Origin of the sequence: Psychromonas arctica (assembly GCF_036697365.1) — a bacterium.
GTDB lineage: Bacteria > Pseudomonadota > Gammaproteobacteria > Enterobacterales > Psychromonadaceae > Psychromonas > Psychromonas arctica_A.
The window spans coordinates 1-24,354 of sequence record NZ_JBAHZA010000005.1 but is presented as its reverse complement, the minus strand read 5'-3'; the positions used below and the strand labels follow the sequence as shown (position 1 = coordinate 24,354).

The window sequence follows — 24,354 nt, the reverse complement described above, 5'->3', positions numbered from 1 at the left end:
TTTTTATTATCATTAACGTAATTGGTATTAAACGTTAAAGCGGAAGTGAATTACGTCACCATCTTGTGTGATGTATGATTTACCTTCAAGACGCCATTTACCCGCTTCTTTTGCGCCAGCTTCACCTTTGCATTCAACGAAGTCATCGAAACCAATGATTTCAGCACGGATAAAACCACGTTCAAAGTCAGTGTGGATTTTACCAGCTGCTTGCGGTGCTGTTGCACCAACAGGGACTGTCCAAGCACGTACTTCTTTTACACCAGCTGTGAAGTAAGTTTGTAAATGTAATAGCTCGTAACCACTGTAGATAACACGGTTTAAACCTGGCTCTTCTTGGCCAATACCTTCTAAAAACTCTGCTTTATCTTCATCATCTAATTCAGCAATTTCTGATTCAATAGAAGCACAGACAGGCACAACAACTGCATTTTCTTTCGCAGCAATTTCACGTACTTTGTCTAAGAATGGGTTATCTTCAAAGCCATCTTCAGCTACATTAGCGATGTACATCGTTGGTTTTAATGTCAAAAAGCTTAGGTATTGAATAGCAGCTAGTTCTTCTTTTTCAAAATCTAAACCACGTACCATACCATCTGCTTCTAAATGAGCTTTAATGCGCTCTAGAATTGGTAGTTCAAATTTAGCATCTTTATCACCACCTTTTGCTTTTTTACCTAAACGTAAAATCGCGCGGTCACAGCTTTCTAAATCAGCTAATGCTAATTCAGTGTTAATGATATCGATATCTTCTTGTGGGTCGATTTTACCAGCTACGTGGACAATGTTTTCATCTTGGAAACAACGAACAACATGGCCAATCGCGTCAGTTTCACGGATGTTAGCTAGGAATTTATTACCTAAACCTTCACCTTTTGATGCACCTTCAACTAACCCTGCAATATCAACAAACTCCATCGTTGTTGGTATTACTTTCTGTGGATTTACGATGTCAGAAAGTTGGTCTAAACGTGGATCAGGTACAGGTACGATGCCAGTATTAGGCTCGATAGTACAAAAAGGGAAGTTAGCCGCTTCAATGCCTGCTTTCGTTAATGCATTAAAAAGGGTTGATTTACCAACGTTGGGTAAACCTACAATACCACATTTAAAACCCATGATTTTATCCTATTAATTTACTGTTATTGTGCTTTGAAGCTATGTAAGCGATTCATCGCTTTTTCGATACCGTCGACGCCTAAAATATGGGTACAACGCGCTGCTTCATCGATACTTTGCTCGATCAAATTTTGTTCTGTACTCGTTGCTTTACCAAGTACATAACCGCTAACACGATTTTTATCGCCTGGATGGCCGATACCAATACGTAAACGGTAGAAATTTTTGTTATTGCCTAACTTTGAAATGATATCACGTAAACCATTATGCCCGCCATGACCACCGCCGAGTTTAAATTTAGCGATACCTGGTACGATATCTAGCTCATCGTGAGCGACTAAAATTTCTTCAGGCTTGATTTGGTAGTATTTTGCCATTGCGCTAACTGCTTTACCACTGAGGTTCATAAAGGTAGTAGGGACTAATAAGCGAATGTCATTTCCAGCAAATTGAATACGACCAGTGTGGCCAAAGAATTTAGCTTCTGGTTTTAGCTGGATGTTTTCTTGAGAGGCGAGTTGTTGTATGTACCATTGTCCGGCATTGTGTCGAGTATTTGCATATTCGGGGCCTGGATTAGCCAGGCCCACAAGCAATTTAATCGTAGTTGACACGATTACTCAGCAGCGTCAGCTTCTGTTGCTTCTTCAGTTTCTTCTTCAACAGCCGCTGCTTTCTTAACAGTGATTGCTAATAGTGGTAAATCATGCTCTTCGCCTTTGTTAAGCTCAACAGATTCAACACCTTTTGGAAGTGCAACATCAGAGATGTGAACAGTTTGACCAATTTCAACGTTTGCAATATCAACTTCGATAAATGCAGGAAGATCAGCTGGTAAACAAGTTACTTCTAATTCGTTTGCTAAGTGAGCAACTACGCCGCCATTTTTAACAGCTTCTGCAGTTTCTTCGTTTAAGTAATGAAGAGGAACTGTAGTTGTGATTGCTTGAGTTGCGTCAACACGTAAAAGATCTAAATGTTGGATGCGTTCTTTGAAAGAGTGACGTTGGATATCTTTAAGCAATACTTGCTCTGCAACACCGTCAATTTCTAGGCTTAATACTGAAGAGTAAAATGCTTCGATACCTTCAACTTTCATTAATTCTTTGTGTTCGAAAGTTAGAGAAACAGGATCTTTTCCTGCACCGTATACAACACCAGGTGTTTGGTCTGTGTGACGTAGGCGGCGGCTCGCACCTTTCCCTAAGTCTGTACGGCTTGTTGCTACTAATGTAATTACTGACATGGTAAAACTCCATTAATGAGGATATTAATATTAATTCCTCAAATTAAAATAGATTATCGTTTGCGACCAGCGATAACCACCTTCCCCTTATTAAAAGGGCGTATAAAAAAGGCGCGCTATAGTAACTCAGTAAGTAGTTTTGTACAAATTAAATACGAAAAAAAAGCGTTTATTCCGAAGAAATAAACGCTTTTCTAAAAACTCACTAAGACCTTGTTACTATCTTATTGTTTTTTAGTAATGAAACATCGCTGAAATAGACTCTTCATTACTTACACGACGGATTGCTTCAGCCAGCATACCGCTTAGTGTAAGCTGTTTCACTTTACCTGTTGCCATGATTTCATCTGTTAATGGAATTGAATCCGTTACGATGAACTCATCAATGACAGAGTTTTTGATATTTTCTAATGCAGAACCAGAGAATACTGCATGAGTTGCGTATGCATATACAGATAAAGCACCACGCTCTTTAAGTGCAGCTGCTGCTTGACATAATGTACCGCCAGTATCGATCATGTCATCTACGATGATACAGTTACGTCCTTCAACGTCACCGATCAAGTGCATTACTTGTGCTACGTTTGCTTTAGGACGACGTTTATCAATAATTGCTAAGTCTGCATCATCTAATAATTTAGCGTGTGCTCGAGCACGAACCACACCACCGATATCTGGTGATACAATCATTGGGTTTTCTAATTTTTTCTCTAACATATCTTCAAGTAGTACAGAGCTACCAAATACGTTATCGACAGGCACATCAAAGAAACCTTGGATTTGTTCTGCGTGCAAATCGACTGTCATAACGCGGTCAACGCCGACATTAGATAGGAAGTCAGCAACTACTTTTGCAGTGATTGGAACACGGCTTGAGCGAACACGACGATCTTGGCGAGCATAACCGAAGTAAGGGATTACCGCTGTAATTCGTCCTGCTGAAGCACGACGAAGTGCGTCAATCATAACGATTAGTTCCATTAAGTTGTCGTTAGTTGGAGCACAAGTTGATTGCACGATGAAAATATCATCACCACGAACATTTTCATTAATTTGAACATGTATCTCACCATCACTAAAACGGCCTACATCAGCACTTCCTAATTTGATGAAAAGACGATCAGCAATTTTCTGGGCTAAATCGGGTGTAGCGTTACCTGCAAATAATTTCATGTTTGGCACTATGAGGACCTCTGTAATCCTGTTGATTTGGCTAATGGCAATTTACCATTAACAAGTGTGATTAATTCAATGCAAATTAATCTAGTTTGGTCGTTAACAATTCACGCAATGGTGAAACGTTTACGCCTTTGGTCGTGAAGCAGTTCAACCAGTTTGGCGATTTTTCAGCTAATGATTCTGCATCACAAGCTTGTTCAAATGTACTAAAAACACATGCTCCTGTTCCGGTCATTTGAGTCGGAGCGTATTCTAGCAACCAGTCGATAGTCTTAGCAACCTCGGGATAATTTTTTTTAACACAAGGTTGGCAGTCATTTGTCCATTTATTGTTCATAAGTTGTTCATGTGAAAGCTTTTTTGTGTCTCTTTTTAAAAATGGATTTTTAAATACATCCGGCGTAGAAATATGACAATTAGGTACGGCAATAAGATAGTGAGGTTGCTTAGGGAAAACGGATGTTAGTTTTTCTCCGACACCTTCAGCAATAGCGGCTTTACCATGTATGAAAATAGGGACATCAGCGCCAAGCTTGACACCTAAAGTTGCTAGTGTTCGTTCACTCAAATTGAGTTGCCAATGATAGTTTAAAGCAACCAAAGTAGTTGCCGCATCCGATGACCCACCGCCGAGTCCTCCACCCATCGGTAGATTCTTTTCTAATTCAATATGTGCACCAAGAGAGCATTGAGTATGCTCTTGAAGTAAGCGAGCTGCTTTATAAATAAGGTTGCTTTCAAGTGGGACATCTGCAATTTCAGGTGTTATAGAGATCTTCCCACTTTTATTCGCATTAATGGTTAAGAAGTCACAATGATCAATAAATTGGAATAGAGTTTGTAAATTATGATAACCATCAGGGCGTTGCCCTGTGATGTATAAAAAGAGATTTAGTTTCGCTGGAGCAGGCCAGCGAATTTTTTCAATGTGCATGATGAAGCTCTATTATTATTGGATATTCCATTGGCTAACCGCTATTTTAAGCTTAATGCCATCGCGATTAAGGTCAATTTTTCGTGGTAGGTAAAAGCCAGAGAAGTCTTGGTATTGTTTATATCTGATTTCCCATTGGTTGCCACTACTATCTATACCAAGTAAGTCACTCACTTGTTGTTGTTCATTAAGTTGATAAGGCGCATTTTCTGGGTTGCCTTTTATCCATTGTTGTAATGCTTGTATTGGTAGATCAAGTCCGGGAGCAAGTTGCTTAACTAAAGTGTTTGCATCTTGCCCAGTATAAACTTGATCGTCATTATCAATAATCTCGACACCTTGTTCGTTTTTGGTAATTTGTAAAATGCGGGTTCCAATAAAAGTAGTTAATTGAATTGCATAATTATCACCTTGTTGTCGCCAATAAACATTTGCTGTTTGGCGATCTGATTCAAGGAAAATAGCCAATTTTCCAGTTAAGATCCAGTTATCGAGTTGCTGCAACTTTTTTTGATGTTGTTGCCATGTAAGATTACTAGGCACGCTAATATCTTCTGATGTATTAAATTGAGAACAACCAGTTAAGGCTACCATTAAAAGTAGTGTTACTATTTTTTTCATTATTCAAAGCCCATCTATAGAAGTGCATCTAATATAACAAAATATTTTATTGATAGCTTTGTTCTATAGTAAAAACCTAATATTGAGCAATCAAAAATATCTTTTAATTTACAGAGCTATAAATGAATTAATCTAATTCTTATACTATTTTAAGCAGTATCGCTTAAACCTTTTATTTTAAATGTATATAGAAATAGCGTTATAAAGCTACTTATCAAAAAAAACATACCCTTTAGGAGTATTTTTTAGTGTTAATCATAAGCTGAATCGTTATAGACTGTATTTATAAAAGAAAATTAAGCTTTTAATTCATTTATAGCTTTTTTACATATTAACCATAATAGGTATGAAGGTTGATTAAGGATTATTGTCATGGACTTATTGGATAAATTTTTAACTTTACAGCAATCTTTAACACAGCTTGGAGTAGAAAATAGCGATCCAGAAAAAGACGATTCTGAGTATAAAATTAAGGCGATACTAAAATCATGTTGTCTATTATTAAATGTTGCGCGGGCTAGTGTCTGGTTATTTGATAATGATAAAAGTAACATTATTTGTCAGTACCTATATATAAAAAAGCATGACTTATTTGAAACAGGCCTAAAGATTCCAGAGGCTTCGTGTCCTATCTACTTTAAATCGTTGAATACCAGTCGAGTGATTAACGTCGACAATGCACGCACTGATTACAGAACGACAGAGTTTTTAGAAGGTTACCTTACTGCATTTAACATTATGTCGATGTTAGATGCACCAATCTTTAAAGATGGCCGCTTATCGGGTGTTTTGTGCATTGAACAAACAGAAGAGTTCCATCATTGGGATATGGCTGAAATCTCTTATGCAGTTTCAGTTGCTGATTATATTTCATTGGCTTATGTCCAATCTAAATGGTTATTTGAAAAACAAAGAATACGTTATATGGAAAAGGTCGATCCTTTGACCTGTTTAGAAAATCGCTTATCTTTTCAAAATAGAATAGTTAAAGAGATTGAACATTCATCACCTAACGATAAATGTGCCGTCATATTAATAGGCTTGGACGAGTTTACAGGGATCAATAAACGTTTTAGTTATGATTTTGCTAATAAGTTGTTGTGTGAAATAGCACGTCGATTAGAAACTATTTCTGCTAATTGCCCATATAGTTTGTCTCGAGTCGGTGGTGATTTATTTGCTTTGTGGTTAATTGATTTTAAAGAGCAAAATCAATTAGAAGAGATGCTATCAAATATTCAAGCGCAATTTACTGATGAATTTAAAACCTTTACTAATGAGGTGATTAATTTAACTGCTAGCCTAGGTGTATATAGTTGCTATATAAAAGAATTAGTAGATAAAGACCCATTACGTAAAGCTGAAATTGCAATGTTAAAAGCTAAGAACGCAGGCAACGGTAGCATTTATTACTTTAACCCAGTTTGGTTAGAAGAGTACCAAAAAGAAGCGTCATTAGAGCATGAGTTTGTTAATGCTTTAAATAGTGGCGATATTGTTCCATTTTATCAACCTATCATAAAGCAAGACTACCAGACTTCTGGCTTTGCATTAGAAGCGCTCGTGCGCTGGGTGCATCCCTCGAAAGGGATTATTTCTCCTTATATCATTTTACCTATTGCAAAACGCTTAGGGCTAATGGGGGAGCTAGGTAACGTTATATTTGAACAAACCTGTGTTGATATTAATAAATTTTTAGATGCTGGATTAGATCTACAAAGAATATCCGTTAATATTTCTTCAGAACAATTATTTTCTGCTCATTTGGTAAGTGAAATTGATAGGTGTTTAAAAGCACATCAAGTTTCTACGTCTTTAGTTGAGTTTGAAATCGTGGAGGAGTTGATGGCTGGAGATTTTCAAGTGTTATCAACCCAATTAGAAAAGCTAATTGATCTAGGCATTCAATTATCCATTGATGACTTCGGTACAGGTTACTCTTCGCTTTCTCGTTTAAAGAATTTAAATGTTTCTAAGCTAAAAATAGATAAATCTTTTGTTGATGGTTTACCAAACGGAGAAGAAGACATTTGCATTGTTAAGTCTATTATTGGTTTAGCAAAAGGAATGGGGTTAGATTTGGTTGCAGAAGGCGTCGAAACACAAGAGCAAGCTAACTGGTTGTTTGAAAATGGCTGTGATTATTTGCAAGGTTATTTAATTTCTAAGCCTGTCCACTCTATTGATATTATTAAATTAATGTCTAAGCAGAATAGCTTTTTCAATAGGGTAAATAAGCATTAGACTAAGTTATTTTAGCTAATTAATTCATATAGTTGATTTTCAGTAAGCTTTGGGTAGATCTTAAATTGAGTCTTTTTTATGGGCGATTTTTTGAATATTGACTGTTGTTAAGCGTAGTTAATATTAAGGTGAATGTTAACTACGCTGCTATGATATGATCGCTTTTTGTCTTTACATTAAGCCAAAATATTAAGTCTCCATTTACAGATTAAATACTTTAAATACTTTAAATACTTTAAATACTTTAAATACTTTAAATACTTTAAATACTTTAAATACTTTAAATACTTTAAATAATTAATAACTCTTTGGCATTTGCTAAAGTGTGCTCGGTAATACTGTCACCGCCTAATAGTCTTGCCAATTCATGAATACGTTGAGTTTCATCCAATAGCTGCATATTGGTGTTAGTACTTTTACCATCGCTTTGTTTATTCACTATCATTTGTTGATGACCATTCCCAGCCACTTGCGGTAAATGTGTTACACAGAAGATTTGTGTGCTTTCACCAAGTTGACGTAATAAGTTACCAACAACGGCAGCTGTTGCACCACTGATACCCACATCCACTTCATCGAAAATGAGCGTTGGCGTGGAAACTCGTTGGCTAATGATCACTTGAATCGCTAAACTGATCCGCGATAGCTCACCACCAGACGCTACTTTTCCTAAATTTTGTAGACCTTGTCCCGCATTTGCTGCAACTTGAAATTCGATTCCGTCAATGCCTAATGGGCTCAGACTATCACTTTCATGTTGTGTCATCGCGACTTCGAACTGGCCATCTTCCATATTTAATTTTTGAATGCTTTTAGTAATCTTTTTACTTAACTCTTTAGCATAGCGTTGGCGACTTTGACTAAGTTTTTGAGCATGCTTAATATAATCTTGTTTTGCCGTTTCGAGCTCTAAAGTTAGCTGTTCGATTTGTGCTTCACTATTATTAAGTTGTTGGTATTCTTTACTCAACTTTTGATGGAAATCATAAAGCATTTCTGGTTGGACTTGGTGCTTTCTAGATAATGTCATTGCTTGACTTAAACGTGATTCAAGTTGCTCAAATTGCTCAGGGTCAAGCTCTAGTTTTTCACTGTATTGACGTAGTTCGTAGCCGGCTTCTTCTACCTGGATCACCGCTTCTTGCAAAGCACTAACGATTGGCTCTAGTTGACTGTCATGTTGTACTTGTGACTCTAGTAGAGAAATACTTTTTTGTAATAAGGTAAGTGCATCCACCTCCTCGGAGTCAGCCAGTAAATTTAAACTGACTTGAGTACTTTCTAGTAATGCGCCACTGTTAGCTAATTTCTTATGCTCGCTTTCGATTTCACTGAACTCGCCTTCACCTAATGCAAATTCGTCTAACTCAATGATTTGGTATTCAAGTAGTTGCTTACGTGCTTGCTTTTCTTGCTGACTTAATTGTTGTTGCTGTAATTGTTTCTTAAGAAAGTGGCAGCCTTGATAAGTATCTTTTACTTTTTGTAGTAGTTGATGGTGGTTGGCATATTCGTCAATAATTGATAACTGTATGTCTGTGCGTAATAAACTTTGGTGAGCATGCTGTCCATGTATATTAACTAATAATTGACCTAAGCTTTTTAGTTGGGATAAAGGTACTGGAATGGCATTGATATAAGCACGGGAGCGTCCTTCACGGGTGATCACTCGGCGCAATAAACATTCATTTTGATTATCGCTTAGCGTGTTTTCAAGATCGTTGCTTTTTAACCAAGCTAAAGCATTGGGCGTATCAATTAAGTTAAACCGTGCACTTACCTCTGCTTTATCAGTGCCTTGTCTAATCATACTTGCATCAGCACGAGCACCAAGACATAAGCCTAATGCATCAATCGCAATGGATTTACCCGCACCAGTTTCACCTGTAATAGTGGTCATACCTTGGTGAAAATCAAGCTCTAAAAATTTTACAATGGCAAAGTGCTGAACAGTTAATTGGCTTAGCATAAAATAGATATCCTATGATGATATTAGCAACGATAAAACTACTGTTTAAAAACACAGTTTAGTACTGTTTTTTTAAACAGTAAAGTGCTGTTTATCTATTTTATGCTAAATATTTTATTTTATGCTGATTGCTCAGTTACTTGGGGAGTAACTAGAAAAGTTTATTTCCCCAACCAAATTTAGTGTGTAATACATGAAAATAGTTGTAATTTTGCGGGTGTAAAAGGGTTAGCTGGTGTTTAGTTTTTTTAATAATGACTTCATCACCGGGTAATACAGATAAATTTACGTGGCTATCACAGCTAATTTGCATCTCTGTACTATTGCTTTGTGCTACCTTCAGACGCACAGTGCTATTGGCATCGATAACAATAGGGCGGCTATTTAAAGTATGAGGAAACATTGGTAATAAGCTGATTGCATCGAGTTTTGGGGTCATGATTGGACCGCCACCAGATAAAGAGTAGGCTGTTGACCCTGTTGGTGTTGAGAGAATTAATCCATCGGCTCGTTGATTAATCATGAAATTATCATTTACATAAATTTCAAATTCGATCATGTGAGCTATTTTATCTGGATGTAATACTGCTTCATTAACTGCGGTACTGCTGCTTTTTAGATGACCATGGCTATAAACTTGCGCTTCTAATAAAAATCGATGTTCGGTTTGGTAAGTACCTTCTAAAACCTCACTCAATGGCTTTTCGAAATTATCAGGATCTAAGTCTGTTAAAAAACCTAAGTTACCTCTATTTACGCCAATTACCGGTATATCAAATCTCGCTAATACTCTGGCAGCCCCTAGCATGTAGCCATCTCCGCCTACCACAATCGCTAAATCACATCTTTTCCCGATACCGACTAAATCTTCATAACGAATTTGTGGTAATTCTAGATCATCGGCAAGACGAATATCGATGATCACTGCATGCCCGCGAGCTTGTAGAAAAAAGTATAGGCTAGTAAGAGTTTGTAACGCTTCGCTATGCTGAGGTTTACCAATTAATCCAATAGTTTGAAATCGACTTTGTTGCTGATTGTCTTGCGTCATAAAATACATACTCATTAAAATGTGATGATTTTCAGTATACCTCTTAAAAATGTTTTTATTAACAGCCTTGAAACTATTATTACTATCCCCATAATAGAGCTTATATTATTGACCAAAATAAAATTAAGTAGGATTGAGCTATGAGCGAAGAACAAAAAAACACGGTTGAAGAAGCAATTGAAACGGTTTTAGGTGATGAAGCTGTCGAACAAGAGGTTGTTGAGCAAGAAGCAGTAGAAGGCACGCTTGAGCAAGCCGATGACCAATCAGCTTTAATTGAAGAGCTAACTAAAAAGCTAGCTGCAGCTGAAGAAGAGATTAAAGAGCAGAAAGATCTTGTGATCCGCGCTCAAGCTTTCTCTCAAAACGAAATCCGTAAAGCGGGTATCGATGCGGAGAACCGTCGTAAATCAGTATTAAAAACATTTGCTAATGCGTTAACGCCAGTCGTTGACCACCTTGAATTAGCAATTCAACATGCTGATAAAGAAAATGAAACACTAAAACCTATGGTTGATGGTGTTGAGATGACACTTACCGAGCTATTAAAAGCAATTTCAAGTATTGGTATTCAACAAATTGATCCGATGGGTGAAACATTAAACCCAGAGAAACACCAAGCAATGAGCATGCAAGTGGTTGAAGGCGTTCCTGCTAACCAAGTTGTTGCTGTTATGCAAAAAGGTTACGAATTAAGTGGTGGTCAAATTATCCGCCCTGCAATGGTTGTTGTCTCAAAAGACGCATAACGACTAAATTAAATAGTATTTAATCAGTCTATTTGATTGATTAATAAAAGGCACTTCGGTGCCTTTTTTGTATTTAGGCATTTTTTAGTATTGGAATTTCAAGTAAAAAATTAACCGTAGAGGCATAAAGTGCCAGACAATTCGCTGAAGTGAGTCACTTTTTAAAATAAATGTTAAAAAAAATGATTTTTTTTACTTGTTGCCCTTGAAACCTAAAAATAGCCCCTTATATATGAAGTATGAAACGGACACTGCAATGCTGCAGAGAGTCAACTAAACAAATAAAACATTAATAAATGTGGAGAAAGTAAAATGGGTAAAATTATTGGTATTGATTTAGGTACTACAAATTCATGTGTTTCTGTACTGGATGGTGATGTAGCTAAAATCATTGAAAACGCAGAAGGTGAACGTACTACTCCTTCAATCATTGCTTACACAGATGGTGAAACATTAGTAGGTCAACCTGCTAAGCGTCAATCTGTAACTAACCCAACAAACACTTTGTTTGCAATCAAACGTCTTATCGGTCGTCGTTTTGAAGATGAAGAAGTACAACGTGATATTAAAATCATGCCTTACAAAATTGTTAAAGCTGACAATGGTGATGCATGGGTTGAAGCGCACGGTGACAAAATGGCACCACCGCAAATTTCTGCTGAAATTCTTAAAAAAATGAAGAAAACTGCTGAAGATTACCTAGGTGAAAAAGTATCTGGTGCAGTAATCACAGTACCTGCTTACTTTAACGATGCACAACGTCAAGCAACTAAAGATGCTGGTCGTATCGCCGGTCTTGATGTTAAACGTATCATCAATGAGCCTACAGCTGCTGCATTTGCTTACGGTGTTAACAATACTAAAGGTGACAGCACAGTTGCTGTATACGATTTAGGTGGTGGTACTTTCGATATCTCAATCATTGAAATTGATGAAGTAGATGGCGAGAAAACATTTGAAGTATTAGCGACAAACGGTGATACACACTTAGGTGGTGAAGATTTCGATAACCGTTTAATCAACTACATCGTTAAAGAATTTGAAAAAGAGCAAAGCTTTGATCTAACTAAAGATCCACTAGCGATGCAACGTGTTAAAGAAGCTGCTGAAAAAGCAAAAATCGAGCTTTCTTCTGCACAACAAACTGATATTAACCTGCCATACATCACAGCTGATGCATCAGGTCCTAAACACTTAAACATCAAAGTGACTCGTTCTAAATTAGAGTCTCTTGTTGAAGACATGGTTAAAGCAACACTTGAGCCATTACGTATTGCACTTAAAGATGCTGACCTTTCTGTTAATGACATCGATGATGTAATCTTAGTTGGTGGTCAAACTCGTATGCCATTAGTACAAGCTGCTGTTGCAGAGTTCTTTGGTAAAGCTGCACGTAAAGATGTTAACCCTGATGAAGCGGTTGCAATGGGTGCTGCGATTCAAGGTGCTGTACTTTCAGGTGACAAAACTGACGTTCTTTTATTAGACGTTACACCGTTATCTCTAGGTATCGAAACAATGGGTGGCGTATTAACGAAAGTTATCGAGAAAAATACAACTATCCCAACTAAACAATCACAAACATTCTCAACAGCTGAAGATAACCAAAGTGCGGTAACAATCCACATTCTTCAAGGTGAGCGTAAGCGTGCTGCAGACAACAAATCTCTAGGTCAATTTAACTTAGAAGGTATCCGTGCTGCGACTCGTGGTACTCCACAAATCGAAGTAACTTTCGATATGGATGCGGATGGTATCTTACATGTATCTGCTAAAGATAAAGATACAAACCAAGAGCAAAAAATCACTATCAAATCAAGCTCAGGTCTATCTGACGAAGAGATTGAAAAAATGGTAAATGACGCAGAAGCAAATGCTGATGCTGATAAGCAATTTGAAGAAGTAGTAACGGCTCGTAACCAAGCAGATGCAATGGTTCACGGTACTAAGAAACAAATTGAAGAAGCTGGCGACGCATTACCAGCTGATGAGAAAGAGAAAATTGAAGCTGCAATTGCTGAAGTTGAAACAGCAAGCAAAGGTGAAGATAAAGCTGAAATCGACGCTAAAACTCAAGCACTAGCAGAAGCTTCTCAAAAACTAATGGAAATTGCTCAACAAAAAGCACAAGCAGGCGAAGCCGGTGAAGCTCAGCCAGAAGCTGAAGCTAAACAAGACGATGACATCGTTGATGCTGAGTTTGAAGAAGTAAAAGACGAGAAAAAATAATTGGGTAACCCCTAATTAGCAGTATCGTATCAGCTCGCGGGTTATGGATTTATCTATAATCCGCGCGTTTGTTTTGAACAATACCAATTTTAATAATGTTAATAATATAAACAGAGTTGAACTTGGTATAAATAAAGGTTTGAGAACTGACCATGTCTAAACGTGATTGTTATGAAGTACTTGGTGTCGGCCAAGATGCGACAGAGAAAGAGATTAAAAAGGCTTATAAACGCCTGGCGATGAAGTACCACCCAGACCGTACCAAAGGTGATACTGCGCTAGAAGAAAAATTCAAGGAAGTAAAAGAAGCTTACGAAATTCTTAGTGATCCCCAAAAAAGAGCAGCATTTGATCAATATGGTCACGATGGTGTTAATCAGCAAGGCCATGGCGGCGGCGGTGGTTTCGGCGGTGGCGGTTTTGACGATATATTCGGAGATATCTTTGGCGGTGGTCGTCGTGGTGGCGGTCAACGTGCACAGCAAGGTTCTGACTTACGCTACAACATGGAACTAACCTTAGAAGAGGCTGTTAAAGGTATCTCTAAAGAGATCCAAATTCCTACGTTAGTACATTGTGAACAGTGTAATGGCTCAGGCGCTAAGAAAGGTACTGAAAGTAAAACTTGTGGTACATGTCATGGTCAAGGCCAAGTACAAATGCGCCAAGGTTTCTTTGCGGTTAACCAAACATGTCCAACTTGTCGTGGTAAAGGTAAAATTATTACTGATCCATGTAATAAGTGTCATGGAGAAGGGCGTTACGAGCGCAGCAAAACATTATCCGTTAAAATCCCTGCTGGTGTTGATACAGGCGACCGTATCCGCTTAAGTGGTGAAGGTGAAGCTGGAGAGCATGGCGCACCTGCTGGTGATTTATATGTACAAATGAACGTTCGTCCACACGATGTATTTGAACGTGACGGCAACGACTTGTACTGTGAAGTACCAATCAGCTTCACAGAAGCTGCGCTAGGTGGTGAAATTGAAGTCCCTACCTTAGATGGACGTGTTAAATTAAAAATCCCTGCAGAAACTCAAACGGGCCGTATGTTCCGTATGCGTAATAAAGGCGTTCAATCAGTACGCAGCCATTCTACAGGCGACCTGATGTGTAAAGTGACAGTGGAAACACCAGTTAAACTTTCTATCAAGCAAAAAGAACTATTAAAAGAGTTTGAAAGTTCTTTATGTTCAAGCAGTAGTAAAAAACATAAGCCTAAGTCAGAAGGTTTTTTAAATAGCTTAAAAACATTTTTTGACGATATCAGCAAATAATAACGATTATATTTAAATGTAATCGATACTATTTTTTATGTTTTTTAAAAAAGGTCACTTTCGAGTGACCTTTTTTTTTGTATTTTATTGGAAATAGTTTGTTATGATGTCGCGCTAGCTAAATTGTATTATGAAAGATAAAGTGCTTAAATTTGCATTCTTATTCATTTTGTATGCATTATAAGCGTGAAAACTTGCACAGAGTGGCAATAGTTTGTTCTGGCTCTATAAGCGAGATAAAAAATTAGGTAAAGTTGCTCGTTGAAAAATTGATGCACAACGATATTAGTAAGTTATTCAGGATATTATGTTTGTTAACAAAGTACATGAACAACAGAAAGTGGCAGTATCAAACATATAAGTATTAACCTGTTTAATTTATGAGTTAACTTTACTCATACGGAGAAGTTTAGTGATAAATATCCTGCTGGTCGATGACCATGAATTAGTTCGTACAGGGATAAGCCGTATCATTGATGATGTTCGAGGCATGAAAGTAATTGGCGAAGCTGAAAGCGGAGAAGAAGCTGTAAAGTGGTGCCGAAGTAATGAACCAGACGTAATTTTAATGGATATTAATATGCCTGGTATTGGTGGATTGGATGCAATGAATAAGATTTTACGTATCAATGAAGATATTAAAATCATTATGTTAACTATGCATACTGAAAATCCATTTCCAACAAAAGTAATGCAAGCTGGTGCTGCTGGTTATCTCAGCAAAGCTGCTTGCCCAGAAGAAGTGTTAAATGCAATCCGTGCAGTCAATTCAGGTCAGCGTTATTTAACGCCTGAAATTGCCCAACAGATGGCGTTATCACAACTGGCACCAAGTAACGAAGATCCATTCCGTGTTTTATCGGAACGTGAGTTACAGATCATGATTATGATCACCAAAGGGCAGCGTGTTGTCGATATATCTGAGCAACTTAGCTTAAGCTCTAAAACGGTTAACAGCTACCGTTACCGTTTGTTTGATAAATTAGGTGTTCAAGGCGATGTTGAATTAACGCATCTTGCGATTCGTTACGGCATGTTAGACGCTGATACGCTTTAAATTTTCTATTTTGAAATGATATATTAGGCATCTATTTAGGTGCCTTTTTATTATACGCAGTGATCTCATTTATGACTAAATTCAACTCAGACGCTTTTTTAAAAACCGTGACCACTGAACCTGGTGTGTATCGTATGTTTGACGATAAAGATGAAATTATCTATATCGGTAAAGCTAAAAACCTTAAAAAACGTTTGAGCAGTTATTTTAGCCTGACTCAGAAACACCCTAAAACGTTAGCCTTAGTGAGTCATATCGTACGTATTGAAGTGACGATTACGCATACTGAAACGGAAGCCTTGATTCTTGAGCACAACTTTATCAAGCAGCATAAGCCTAAATACAACGTTTTACTGCGTGATGATAAATCATATCCTTACCTGTTTCTAAGTGACCATAAACACCCGCAGTTAACGTTAGTTAGGTCGCAAAATAAAAAGCGTAAAGGCACTTATTTTGGACCTTACCCAAGTGGTGGTGCAGTTCGCGAAAGCTTACATTTAATGCAGAAGTTATTTCCTATTCGTCAATGTGAAGATAGCTACTATAAAAATCGCTCTCGACCTTGCTTACAGTACCAACTTAAACGCTGCTTAGGTCCTTGCGTTAAGGCAATGCCTGAACAGGAGTACACACATCAAGTGGAGCTTGCGACAGCATTTTTACAAGGTAAAAGCCAAGGCGTTATTGAGCAGCTAGTAACTGAAATGGAAGATGCGAGTGTTAATCTAGAGTTTGAAAAGGCTGCAGTTAGACGCGATCAAATTCAATCCTTGAAAAAGGTACAAGAGCAGCAATGGGTGAGTGGTGAGGTAGAGCAGCTAGATGTATTAGGTTTTGCTTATCAACATGGCGTTGCCAGTATTCATATGTTGTTTATTCGACAAGGCCGCGTACTGGGGAGCCGTAACTACTTTCCTAAGGTACCTAAAAACTCGACTCAAGAAGAGGTGCTAAGTAGTTTTTTAAGCCAATTTTATTTGTCAGGTCAGAATGGCCGAGCTATACCAAGAGAAATACTGTTAACCGATGATTTTGCAGACCGTGAAATATTCGAAGAATTATTTTCGGAACACAGCGGTTATAAAACTAAATTAAAAATAGTCATGCGTGGTGAGCGTTTACGATTTACTAAGTTAGCTAAAACGAATGCAACAGTCGCGTTAAGTACCCATTTAAGCCAACAGAAGTCGATTCTACAACGTTATAACCTCCTAGAAGAAAAGCTAGAGTTAACCTCTCCTATTCAACGTATGGAGTGTTATGACATCTCTCATATGATGGGCGAAAAAACCGTAGCGTCTTGTGTTGTGTTTAATCGAGAAGGCGCCAAAAAATCTGATTATCGCCGTTTCAATATTACAGGCATCACTCCAGGCGATGATTATGCTGCGATGGGGCAAGTTTTAGCTCGTCGCTTTAAAGACGTGCAAACTGCAGAAACCACTCCTGATATCATTTTTATCGATGGTGGGCTAGGGCAGTTAAGCCAGGCAGAGACTATTATTAGCTCTTTAGAGCATAATTTTCCTGAGAAGTATCCATTACTTATTGGTATTGCCAAAGGCGTTGCCCGTAAAGCAGGAGAAGAAACACTAATACTTGCTGATAGTCATGAAATATTAGAAGTTGAAAGTGATTCACCGGCATTACACCTTATTCAACAGATTCGCGATGAGTCACATCGTTTTGCGATCATGGGGCATAGACAGCAACGCGATAAAGTAAGGCGAACTAGTACCTTAGAAGGTATTGCGGGCATAGGTGCTAAACGTCGCCAAATGTTGTTAAATCACTTTGGTGGGTTACAAGGGGTTAAGTCGGCGAGTATTGATGAATTATGCAAATTAAATGGTATTAGTAAAAGTTTAGCTGAAACCATTCATGAAGCTTTACATCATTAATTACATTTAAAAATGACTTTAAATCATCATCCACGAGTAAAATATAAATTATATTTCTCATAACAAGTAGTTAGTTCATTTTATTACTTATTTTATGAGTTAAGCATTTGCAAAAGCTAAGCATAAAGTGCCAAAATAAGCGTGCATAGCCTAAAGGATATATCAATGCTTAACATACCAAATATACTAACCTCTTTTCGAATTTTATTAATCCCTGTATTTGTCATTATTTACTACCTTCCAAGCGTATGGGCAGCTGCAGCCGCTGCCTTTGTATTTTGGTTAGCAGGTGTGACAGATTGGCTAGATGGCTATTTAGCCCGCCGTTTAAACCAACAAACCCCATTTGGTGCGTTTTTAGACCCTGTTGCCGATAAAATCATGGTGGCAGTCGCCTTAGTGATGATCGTTGAGCATTATGCTGTTATTTGGATAACTATTCCCGCAATGGTGATGATTTGTCGAGAAATTATTATTTCAGCTTTACGTGAATGGATGGCTGAATTAGGAGAGCGAGGAATTGTCGCTGTTTCTTGGATTGGCAAAGTGAAAACCGCATCACAAATGTTAGCGTTGTTTTTATTAATATGGCAATACTCAGTCACAATGGAATGGGCAGGTTTTATATTCTTATATATTGCGACGACGTTAACGCTGTGGTCTATGATTGTGTACCTAAAAGCAGCTTGGCCGTTATTGAAGAAAGGTAATGAAGTAAAAGGTGATTAATTTCACTTATATTGATGAATATCTCGCCGCTTAGGCTAAAAAAGCGGCGAACAGAGTAAAAGAAGTAAAAAAGTCGATAAATAGTATTGACTCATTGTTAAGAATCATTAGAATGCGCACACATCGAGAGGGGAAACAGTTACTGCTTCTTCTTGAGATAAACATAGTGATGCGGTACTAGCTCAGTTGGTAGAGCACAACCTTGCCAAGGTTGGGGTCACGAGTTCGAGTCTCGTGTACCGCTCCAAATGTTTTTGGCGGAATGGCAGAGTGGCCATGCAGTGGATTGCAAATCCATCCACCTCGGTTCGACTCCGGGTTCCGCCTCCATTATAGAATTTGCCCGGGTGGTGAAATCGGTAGACACAACGGATTTAAAATCCGTCGCTTAATAGGCGTGCCAGTTCAAGTCTGGCTCCGGGCACCAATTCTATAAATAAGCCAGCGATAAGCTGGTTTTTTTATACCTAAAATTTGAGTTAAGCTGTTTCAACTCCTTTTAATCCTCAACTCATACCACTCCTTTAAAAATAACTAATCGCTATAAATTATTTTCTTATAGATTACAAAGTTAGTGTGATGCCTATTAATTTTTTTTCTGAATAAATAAACCCACGATAATTAGTACTAGTCCGATAATTGTTGCTGGATAAATAGTTTCACCAATAATAACGTTGAGCAGTAATAGGGAAACAAAAGGAGAGATAAAAATTAGGTTGCTTATCTTACTCGTACTCTCAGCATATTTAAGCGCAGTCAACCAAGCTACAAAAGCTAACCCCATCTCAAATAACCCTATATAGGTTGCACCTAACCAACCTTGCCATGAAGTCATGGTGATATCGTCAAATATGAGTACTGCAACGAAAATCATCGGTAAACTGCATAGAAAGCAAAGTGATAAAGAGGCGATTGGATCGGCTTCATTCTTACTATTAAATATCCAATAACAGGCCCATAAAATAGTGCTCAATAACGCTAAACCAACACCTAATGGGCTTTCAAAGTCGAGAGTTAATAAGTTGCCTTTAGTCGCAATAATTAAGGCGCCTAAATAACCTAAAGTAATCGCAATAACATCATTCTTACGTAATTTTTGTCCCAACACAGGCACCGCTAATAAAGATAATGTTATGGCCCAAGTGTAATTGAGTGACTGTGCTTGTTGCGCAGGTAATAAGTCATAGGCTTGAAATAGCAGTGAGTAATATAAAAAGGGGTTGATTGCACCCATCAGTAAATAAAAGTATGGCGCTTTTAAAAAGCTATCTTTTAATAAATTAATCTTACCTTGGTGATAGCAGATAATTAACAAGACAGCACTGCTGGCTAAGCTTGCAACTAATGACATTTGCAAGGCACTAAAATAGATAAGTGTTACTTTAAATGCGGTGGCAACAGTTGACCACATAAGTACCGCTAATAAAGCAAATAGAGTCGCTGTTTTTTGATTTTTAATCATCCTTGATCCCCGCGAAGAGTAGTGTCGTACTTATTGTTATATTATTTTTTGGATTTTTGACTAGAGTAAGTTTTTGATATTAAATCTAAAATGTTTTGCAGGCTAGTTATTTTATTTTGATTTATAAATCAGTGAAATTATTTAGGTAGTAGGGCGGTCGATTAATACAGTCACTATAAATGTGGCTGTATTAATCTGCTATCGATTTAAGGCTATTTAATTATTTTACCAAGTTCTGTGGCAATGAATTCTGCAATCCAACTTTGTGCTTTAACGTTAGGGTGTAAACCGTCATTTTGCATCCATTCTGGTTTTGTGATGACTTGTTCTAAATAAAATGGCATTAACGGTATGTCTGCTTGTTCACTTAGCGCAGGGTAGATATCAGCAAAAGCTTGTCCGTAGCGTTTCCCATAATTTGTTGGGACACGAATTTGCATCAATATTGGTTTAGCGTTCTGCGCTTTTATTGTTTCAATTATAGTTTTTAAGTTTTTACTAATAATGGTCGGAGAAAAGCCTCGTAATCCATCATTAGCGCCTAATTCAACTAATACATAATCGGGTTGATGTGTTGCTAATAAACCGGGCAATCGTGCTAGGCCATTACCACTTGTATCGCCAGAAATGCTGGCATTTATTACATCAATTTTTTGATTTTGCGCGCTGAGCTGTTCTGGTAATAAAACTGGCCAGCTTTCTTCAACTGGTATTTTATACCCTGCGCTTAGGCTATCTCCAACAATTAGTAACGTGTTACTGTTGGCCGCAGATGAAAAAATAAGCAACGAAAATATTAAGGAAACAAGTTTAATCATGAGTCAATCCATTATAAGTGTTGAAAATATTACTAAATCAGTGATTAGTAATGATAACGAACTGTCTATCCTAAAGGGGATTTCCTTTAACATCAATGAAGGAGAGTCTGTCGCTATTATGGGAACGTCTGGTGCAGGCAAATCCACCATGATGAGTTTATTAGCTGGATTAGACTTGCCAAGCTCAGGTTCAATCAGTCTTTTAGGCTCTACTATTTCCGATATGGATGATGAACAACGCGCTAAAATGCGCAGTGAATCAATAGGTTTTGTTTTTCAGAATTTTTTATTAATCCCCTCTCTAACCGCTTTGCAGAATGTTACTTTGCCAATGCTATTACGCGGCAATGAAGACCAAGAAGACAATGAACTAAAAGCAAAAAAATTATTAGCAGAAGTTGGCTTATCTGGTCGAGAAACCCATTTACCTACACAGTTATCTGGTGGTGAACAGCAACGCGTTGCGTTAGCACGAGCTTTTGTTACTCAGCCTAAAATATTATTTGCTGACGAACCTACCGGGAATTTGGACCAAAAAACCGCTAAGACGATTGTTGAGCTTTTATTTGCAATGAATAAAGAGCAGGGAACCACGCTGGTATTAGTGACACATGATCCTGAATTGGCAAAAAGATGCCAACGCACTTTGGTTATGAATGCAGGTCAATGTCAGGAAAGCGCATGAAAACAAATAAAATGATAATCAGCTGGAGCTGGCGAGAGATCTGGTCTGGTCAGTTATGGCCAGTAATGGTGGCATTAACCTTGATCATTGCTTGTGTTGTCGCTTTATCAACGTTAGCGTTACGTGTTGAAAAGGTGATGACCAATCAAGGGCGCGATCTATTAGCTGCTGATTTAGTGTTAAGGTCCTCGAACCCGATTCCTGAGCTGTTGGTAGAAAAAGCGCAAGATGCAGGTTTAACTATTTCTTCTCAAAGCCGTTTTCAAACAATGGCTTTCAGTGACGAAAAATTACAGTTAGTCACAGTGAAAAGTGTTGAAAGTAGTTACCCATTGCGCGGTTCATTAACTCTTCGTGATGCCAATCAATCCGCCAGAAACGAAGTAAAACCAGGTGAGCTATGGCTTTCTCCTCGCTTATTTTCAATCTTAGAAAGTAAAGTGGGTGATACTATTGCTATTGGTGATGCGGAACTGCCGATCACAGGTGTAATAGAAGAAGAACCTGAGTTAGCCTATAACCCTTTTAATAGCATTCCTAATGTATTTATCCATAGTAGCGACCTAGAGAAAACAGGTGCTATTCAGATTGGCAGCCGGGTACGTTATCGTCTATTTATTAATGGTCCTCCTACTGCATTAGCTGCTTTTCAGGAAAGTTATGAGTTACAGCCGGGAGAGTCTTGGGTAGACCAAAATAGAGAAAGTCGTGCCGTCCGATTAATGGATAAGGCCAAGCAATATTTATCACTTACTATTTTAATGGTGATATTAATGGCTGCGGTGACGCTTATTTTAACCTGTCTTCATTACGTACGAAATCGTAGTGAAACCGTATCTATGTTAAAAAGTATGGGCTCAAGCCGAGCTTGGTTACGATCTTGGTTAACCACACAAGTCTTAATCATGTTTATCAGTGCATTTGTAGTCGGTAGTTCATTAGGATTGTTACTAGAGTATTTATTACGAGTGCCTTTGGCGGATATTCTCCCGCAAGAGTTACCTAGTGTAGGTATTCAACCTTTCTTGTTCGCTTTGGGTGTCGCACTGTGTATCGGATTACCTGCTCTATTAATTCCATTAACTCGTTTATTGGATGCGCCGGCGATTAATGTTATCCAAAAGCAATCTGTCACATACAGTAAAACGAGCTGGTGGTTATTGCTACTGCCTTTCACTGCGTTAGTCGTGTTTTATGGTGGCAATAAACTAGTTTGGATGGTGTTAATCGGTTTATTGGTGTTATTTGTTGTACTGGCTGGCTTGAGTTATGGTTTTTTACAATTATTGGGCAAGTTAAAGTGGGGAGCTGCTTTCAGCTTAGCTTTAAGTCGTATTAGTCGCTCGCCAAAAAATAGCATGATGCAACTCGCCGCTCTATCTGGTTCGCTGATGTTAGTCGCATTAATTTGGTTAGTTAAAAGTGATTTATTAGGAGATTGGCAGCAAACCCTAGCACCAGATGCACCTAATGTATTTTCTATTAATATTAGCCCTGAACAACAGCAAGATTACTTACAAGAGCTGGATAAGTCAGGATTACCACACAGTGATGCTTTTGCCATTATTCGTGGTCGAATCACTAAAATAAAAGGTCAAGAAACCACTGAGTTGCCTGCTTATCAAGATCCAGAAATACGTATTTTGAAACGAGAAGTAAACTTTACCTGGATGGATCAGCTTCCTGTTTATAACGAAGTGGTTGCGGGCGATTGGACTGGTGAAAAAACCGTATCAGTAGAGCAAGAAGTAGCCGAAGAGCTTGGTTTGAAAATTGGCGATACCATGACTTTTGAAGTGAATAGCCAACCTTTCACTGCTACTGTTAATTCATTAAGGGCGGTGGAATGGCAAAGCTTAAAACCTAACTTTGTGTTTATTTTTAGTAAGGATGCGGTAGCCGACTTACCCTCTACTTGGATGGTCAGCTTTAGAGCGGAAGAAGATCAAACACCTTTAGTGAATGAGTTAGCGCGATCTTATCCAACGGTTACTTTACTCGATTTACGTACGATGGCGACTAAAGTACAAAGCTTATTAAGACAAATATCTTGGTCGCTAACTGGTTTAGCTGCACTGGGTGTCGTCGCCGGTATTCTCTTAATTTTTACTTTATTACGTTTAAGCTTGAGTGAACGTAAAAGAGAAATAACGCTTTACCGCACATTAGGTGCGAGTAAAAAACGTATTAGCCACACATTGTGGGCTGAATATGGTTTATTGGCATTAAGCGGGGGCTTTGTTGCAGCGATTGCTGCTGAAATTATCTTATCTGCACTAATGATTTGGGGATTCGAGTTATCGCCACAGTGGCATCCAAGTATGTTTATCATATTGCCAGTACTGGCTATTATTGTAGTATTCGTTAGTTTACGTTCGGTGATTAAAAGCTTAATGAAACCATTACGTTAAATCCTTTACGGTAATTATTAAATAAAACGGTTTTCACTTTTTGAGAAAGCCGTTTTTTATTATTAACAATGACCTGCTAGTTAATATCTATAGCGGCGGTAAGGCTGATTTTCTCTCACTTTACACTCTTGTGTGAGCAGGGAAGTCATAGCTAAATAAATAACCTAGAAATAAGCGTTTTTGTAGTTGCACAGAAGGTTAAAAGTCCGTAAACTTCGCCCTTCACTTTATCGCTGAATTAGTGATCGGCGATAATAATTAAAATAGGTTATCCACATAACCGCAAAATATCGGAGTACGTTATGTCACTAAGTGCAGAACAGAAAGCTGAGATTGTAGCAAAATTTGGTCGCGCAGAAGGCGATACTGGTTCACCTGAAGTTCAAGTTGCATTGTACACAGTACAAATCAACCACCTTCAAGGTCACTTCAAAGAGCACATCCATGATCACCACAGCCGTCGTGGTCTATTACGCATGGTTAGTCAACGTCGTAAATTACTTGACTACTTAAAGCGTAAAAATGTTGCAGCTTACACAGCATTAATCGCAGAATTAGGTCTACGTCGTTAATTCGACCTTAAACTTAATTTCAAAAAGAGCCTAAGGGCTCTTTTTTTGTTTGTGGGCTTTAAAAATTAAGACCTATAATACCAATCTAAGTAAAAACA

20 protein-coding genes and 3 tRNA genes are annotated in these 24,354 nt (G+C 38.0%); 13 read left to right on the top strand and 10 right to left on the bottom strand.

Annotated features, from left to right (window positions below; all coding sequences use genetic code 11):
- Window positions 1–27: 27 nt before the first annotated feature.
- From ychF to lolB, 6 genes are all read right to left on the bottom strand, one after another.
- Complete coding sequence (gene ychF, locus V5290_RS06880; RefSeq protein WP_333383215.1) at window positions 28–1,119, bottom strand: redox-regulated ATPase YchF; 1,092 nt, start codon at window positions 1,117–1,119, stop codon at window positions 28–30.
- A gap of 23 nt (window positions 1,120–1,142) precedes the next feature.
- Window positions 1,143–1,733, bottom strand: coding sequence for an aminoacyl-tRNA hydrolase (pth, locus tag V5290_RS06875; protein WP_113820207.1), 591 nt, complete (start codon window positions 1,731–1,733; stop codon window positions 1,143–1,145).
- Between the two features lie 2 nt (window positions 1,734–1,735).
- Window positions 1,736–2,365, bottom strand: coding sequence for a 50S ribosomal protein L25/general stress protein Ctc (locus tag V5290_RS06870; protein WP_333383210.1), 630 nt, complete (start codon window positions 2,363–2,365; stop codon window positions 1,736–1,738).
- Window positions 2,366–2,599: 234 nt separating this feature from the next.
- Window positions 2,600–3,547, bottom strand: coding sequence for a ribose-phosphate pyrophosphokinase (locus V5290_RS06865; RefSeq protein WP_290041575.1), 948 nt, complete (start codon window positions 3,545–3,547; stop codon window positions 2,600–2,602).
- A gap of 76 nt (window positions 3,548–3,623) precedes the next feature.
- Window positions 3,624–4,478, bottom strand: coding sequence for a 4-(cytidine 5'-diphospho)-2-C-methyl-D-erythritol kinase (ispE, locus tag V5290_RS06860; RefSeq protein WP_333383205.1), 855 nt, complete (start codon window positions 4,476–4,478; stop codon window positions 3,624–3,626).
- Window positions 4,479–4,493: 15 nt separating this feature from the next.
- On the bottom strand, window positions 4,494–5,099 hold the full coding sequence (lolB, locus tag V5290_RS06855) for a lipoprotein insertase outer membrane protein LolB (protein ID WP_333383202.1): 606 nt from the start codon (window positions 5,097–5,099) through the stop codon (window positions 4,494–4,496).
- A gap of 372 nt (window positions 5,100–5,471) precedes the next feature.
- Here lolB and V5290_RS06850 point away from each other — a divergent pair, with 372 nt between their 5' ends.
- The gene (locus V5290_RS06850; protein WP_333383199.1) at window positions 5,472–7,343 is read left to right on the top strand and encodes a sensor domain-containing phosphodiesterase; all 1,872 of its coding nucleotides are present in this window, start codon (window positions 5,472–5,474) and stop codon (window positions 7,341–7,343) included.
- Window positions 7,344–7,632: 289 nt separating this feature from the next.
- On the opposite strand, the gene recN is transcribed toward V5290_RS06850, so the two are convergent.
- Together recN and nadK are read right to left on the bottom strand one after the other, a co-directional pair.
- A complete protein-coding gene (gene recN / locus V5290_RS06845) occupies window positions 7,633–9,312 on the bottom strand; it encodes a DNA repair protein RecN (protein WP_333383196.1) in 1,680 nt (559 codons plus the stop codon).
- A 151-nt stretch (window positions 9,313–9,463) separates the two neighbouring features.
- Window positions 9,464–10,363: an NAD(+) kinase gene (nadK, locus tag V5290_RS06840; RefSeq protein WP_333383193.1), complete on the bottom strand. Its 900-nt coding sequence runs from the start codon at window positions 10,361–10,363 to the stop codon at window positions 9,464–9,466.
- A 140-nt stretch (window positions 10,364–10,503) separates the two neighbouring features.
- On the opposite strand from nadK, the gene grpE reads away from it, so the two are divergent.
- From grpE to V5290_RS06795, 9 genes are all read left to right on the top strand, one after another.
- Entirely contained in the window at window positions 10,504–11,112 is a 609-nt protein-coding gene (gene grpE, locus V5290_RS06835) for a nucleotide exchange factor GrpE (protein WP_333383190.1), read from the top strand.
- A 312-nt stretch (window positions 11,113–11,424) separates the two neighbouring features.
- Entirely contained in the window at window positions 11,425–13,341 is a 1,917-nt protein-coding gene (gene dnaK / locus V5290_RS06830) for a molecular chaperone DnaK (protein WP_333383187.1), read from the top strand.
- 152 nt (window positions 13,342–13,493) lie between these two features.
- On the top strand, window positions 13,494–14,618 hold the full coding sequence (dnaJ, locus tag V5290_RS06825; protein WP_333383184.1) for a molecular chaperone DnaJ: 1,125 nt from the start codon (window positions 13,494–13,496) through the stop codon (window positions 14,616–14,618).
- A gap of 412 nt (window positions 14,619–15,030) precedes the next feature.
- Window positions 15,031–15,675 (top strand): UvrY/SirA/GacA family response regulator transcription factor, encoded by a 645-nt coding sequence (uvrY, locus tag V5290_RS06820; RefSeq protein ID WP_333383182.1) that lies wholly within the window; start codon window positions 15,031–15,033, stop codon window positions 15,673–15,675.
- A 71-nt stretch (window positions 15,676–15,746) separates the two neighbouring features.
- The gene (gene uvrC / locus V5290_RS06815; RefSeq protein WP_333383179.1) at window positions 15,747–17,579 is read left to right on the top strand and encodes an excinuclease ABC subunit UvrC; all 1,833 of its coding nucleotides are present in this window, start codon (window positions 15,747–15,749) and stop codon (window positions 17,577–17,579) included.
- A 165-nt stretch (window positions 17,580–17,744) separates the two neighbouring features.
- A complete protein-coding gene (gene pgsA / locus V5290_RS06810) occupies window positions 17,745–18,308 on the top strand; it encodes a CDP-diacylglycerol--glycerol-3-phosphate 3-phosphatidyltransferase (RefSeq protein WP_333383176.1) in 564 nt (187 codons plus the stop codon).
- Between the two features lie 171 nt (window positions 18,309–18,479).
- Window positions 18,480–18,555, top strand: a tRNA-Gly gene (locus V5290_RS06805).
- 9 nt (window positions 18,556–18,564) lie between these two features.
- A tRNA-Cys gene (locus V5290_RS06800) sits at window positions 18,565–18,638 on the top strand.
- Window positions 18,639–18,649: 11 nt separating this feature from the next.
- Window positions 18,650–18,735, top strand: a tRNA-Leu gene (locus tag V5290_RS06795).
- Between the two features lie 159 nt (window positions 18,736–18,894).
- Here the strand turns inward: V5290_RS06795 and V5290_RS06790 are convergent.
- Window positions 18,895–19,767: a DMT family transporter gene (locus tag V5290_RS06790; RefSeq protein ID WP_416351605.1), complete on the bottom strand. Its 873-nt coding sequence runs from the start codon at window positions 19,765–19,767 to the stop codon at window positions 18,895–18,897.
- 215 nt (window positions 19,768–19,982) lie between these two features.
- Window positions 19,983–20,588 (bottom strand): multifunctional acyl-CoA thioesterase I/protease I/lysophospholipase L1, encoded by a 606-nt coding sequence (tesA, locus tag V5290_RS06785; RefSeq protein ID WP_333383169.1) that lies wholly within the window; start codon window positions 20,586–20,588, stop codon window positions 19,983–19,985.
- On the opposite strand from tesA, the gene V5290_RS06780 reads away from it, so the two are divergent.
- The 3 genes from V5290_RS06780 (at window position 20,587) to rpsO (ending at window position 24,256) form a co-directional block, all read left to right on the top strand.
- Window positions 20,587–21,273, top strand: a complete 687-nt coding sequence (locus tag V5290_RS06780) for an ABC transporter ATP-binding protein (RefSeq protein WP_333383164.1) — start codon at window positions 20,587–20,589, stop codon at window positions 21,271–21,273. The genes tesA and V5290_RS06780 overlap by 2 nt on opposite strands.
- A complete protein-coding gene (locus V5290_RS06775; RefSeq protein WP_333383162.1) occupies window positions 21,270–23,684 on the top strand; it encodes an ABC transporter permease in 2,415 nt (804 codons plus the stop codon). Before V5290_RS06780 ends, V5290_RS06775 begins: the two co-directional genes overlap by 4 nt.
- 302 nt (window positions 23,685–23,986) lie before the next feature.
- On the top strand, window positions 23,987–24,256 hold the full coding sequence (rpsO, locus tag V5290_RS06770) for a 30S ribosomal protein S15 (protein ID WP_028870486.1): 270 nt from the start codon (window positions 23,987–23,989) through the stop codon (window positions 24,254–24,256).
- The last annotated feature ends 98 nt before the right edge of the window (window positions 24,257–24,354 follow it).

Coding starts and splice junctions, on each gene's coding strand:
- ychF (WP_333383215.1), bottom strand. CDS start 1,119: ATGGGTTTTAAATGTGGTATTGTAGGTTTACCCAACGTTGGTAAATCA.
- V5290_RS06870 (WP_333383210.1), bottom strand. CDS start 2,365: ATGTCAGTAATTACATTAGTAGCAACAAGCCGTACAGACTTAGGGAAA.
- ispE (WP_333383205.1), bottom strand. CDS start 4,478: ATGCACATTGAAAAAATTCGCTGGCCTGCTCCAGCGAAACTAAATCTC.
- lolB (WP_333383202.1), bottom strand. CDS start 5,099: ATGAAAAAAATAGTAACACTACTTTTAATGGTAGCCTTAACTGGTTGT.
- V5290_RS06850 (WP_333383199.1), top strand. CDS start 5,472: ATGGACTTATTGGATAAATTTTTAACTTTACAGCAATCTTTAACACAG.
- recN (WP_333383196.1), bottom strand. CDS start 9,312: ATGCTAAGCCAATTAACTGTTCAGCACTTTGCCATTGTAAAATTTTTA.
- nadK (WP_333383193.1), bottom strand. CDS start 10,363: ATGACGCAAGACAATCAGCAACAAAGTCGATTTCAAACTATTGGATTA.
- grpE (WP_333383190.1), top strand. CDS start 10,504: ATGAGCGAAGAACAAAAAAACACGGTTGAAGAAGCAATTGAAACGGTT.
- dnaK (WP_333383187.1), top strand. CDS start 11,425: ATGGGTAAAATTATTGGTATTGATTTAGGTACTACAAATTCATGTGTT.
- dnaJ (WP_333383184.1), top strand. CDS start 13,494: ATGTCTAAACGTGATTGTTATGAAGTACTTGGTGTCGGCCAAGATGCG.
- uvrC (WP_333383179.1), top strand. CDS start 15,747: ATGACTAAATTCAACTCAGACGCTTTTTTAAAAACCGTGACCACTGAA.
- pgsA (WP_333383176.1), top strand. CDS start 17,745: ATGCTTAACATACCAAATATACTAACCTCTTTTCGAATTTTATTAATC.
- V5290_RS06780 (WP_333383164.1), top strand. CDS start 20,587: ATGAGTCAATCCATTATAAGTGTTGAAAATATTACTAAATCAGTGATT.
- tesA (WP_333383169.1), bottom strand. CDS start 20,588: ATGATTAAACTTGTTTCCTTAATATTTTCGTTGCTTATTTTTTCATCT.
- V5290_RS06775 (WP_333383162.1), top strand. CDS start 21,270: ATGAAAACAAATAAAATGATAATCAGCTGGAGCTGGCGAGAGATCTGG.
- rpsO (WP_028870486.1), top strand. CDS start 23,987: ATGTCACTAAGTGCAGAACAGAAAGCTGAGATTGTAGCAAAATTTGGT.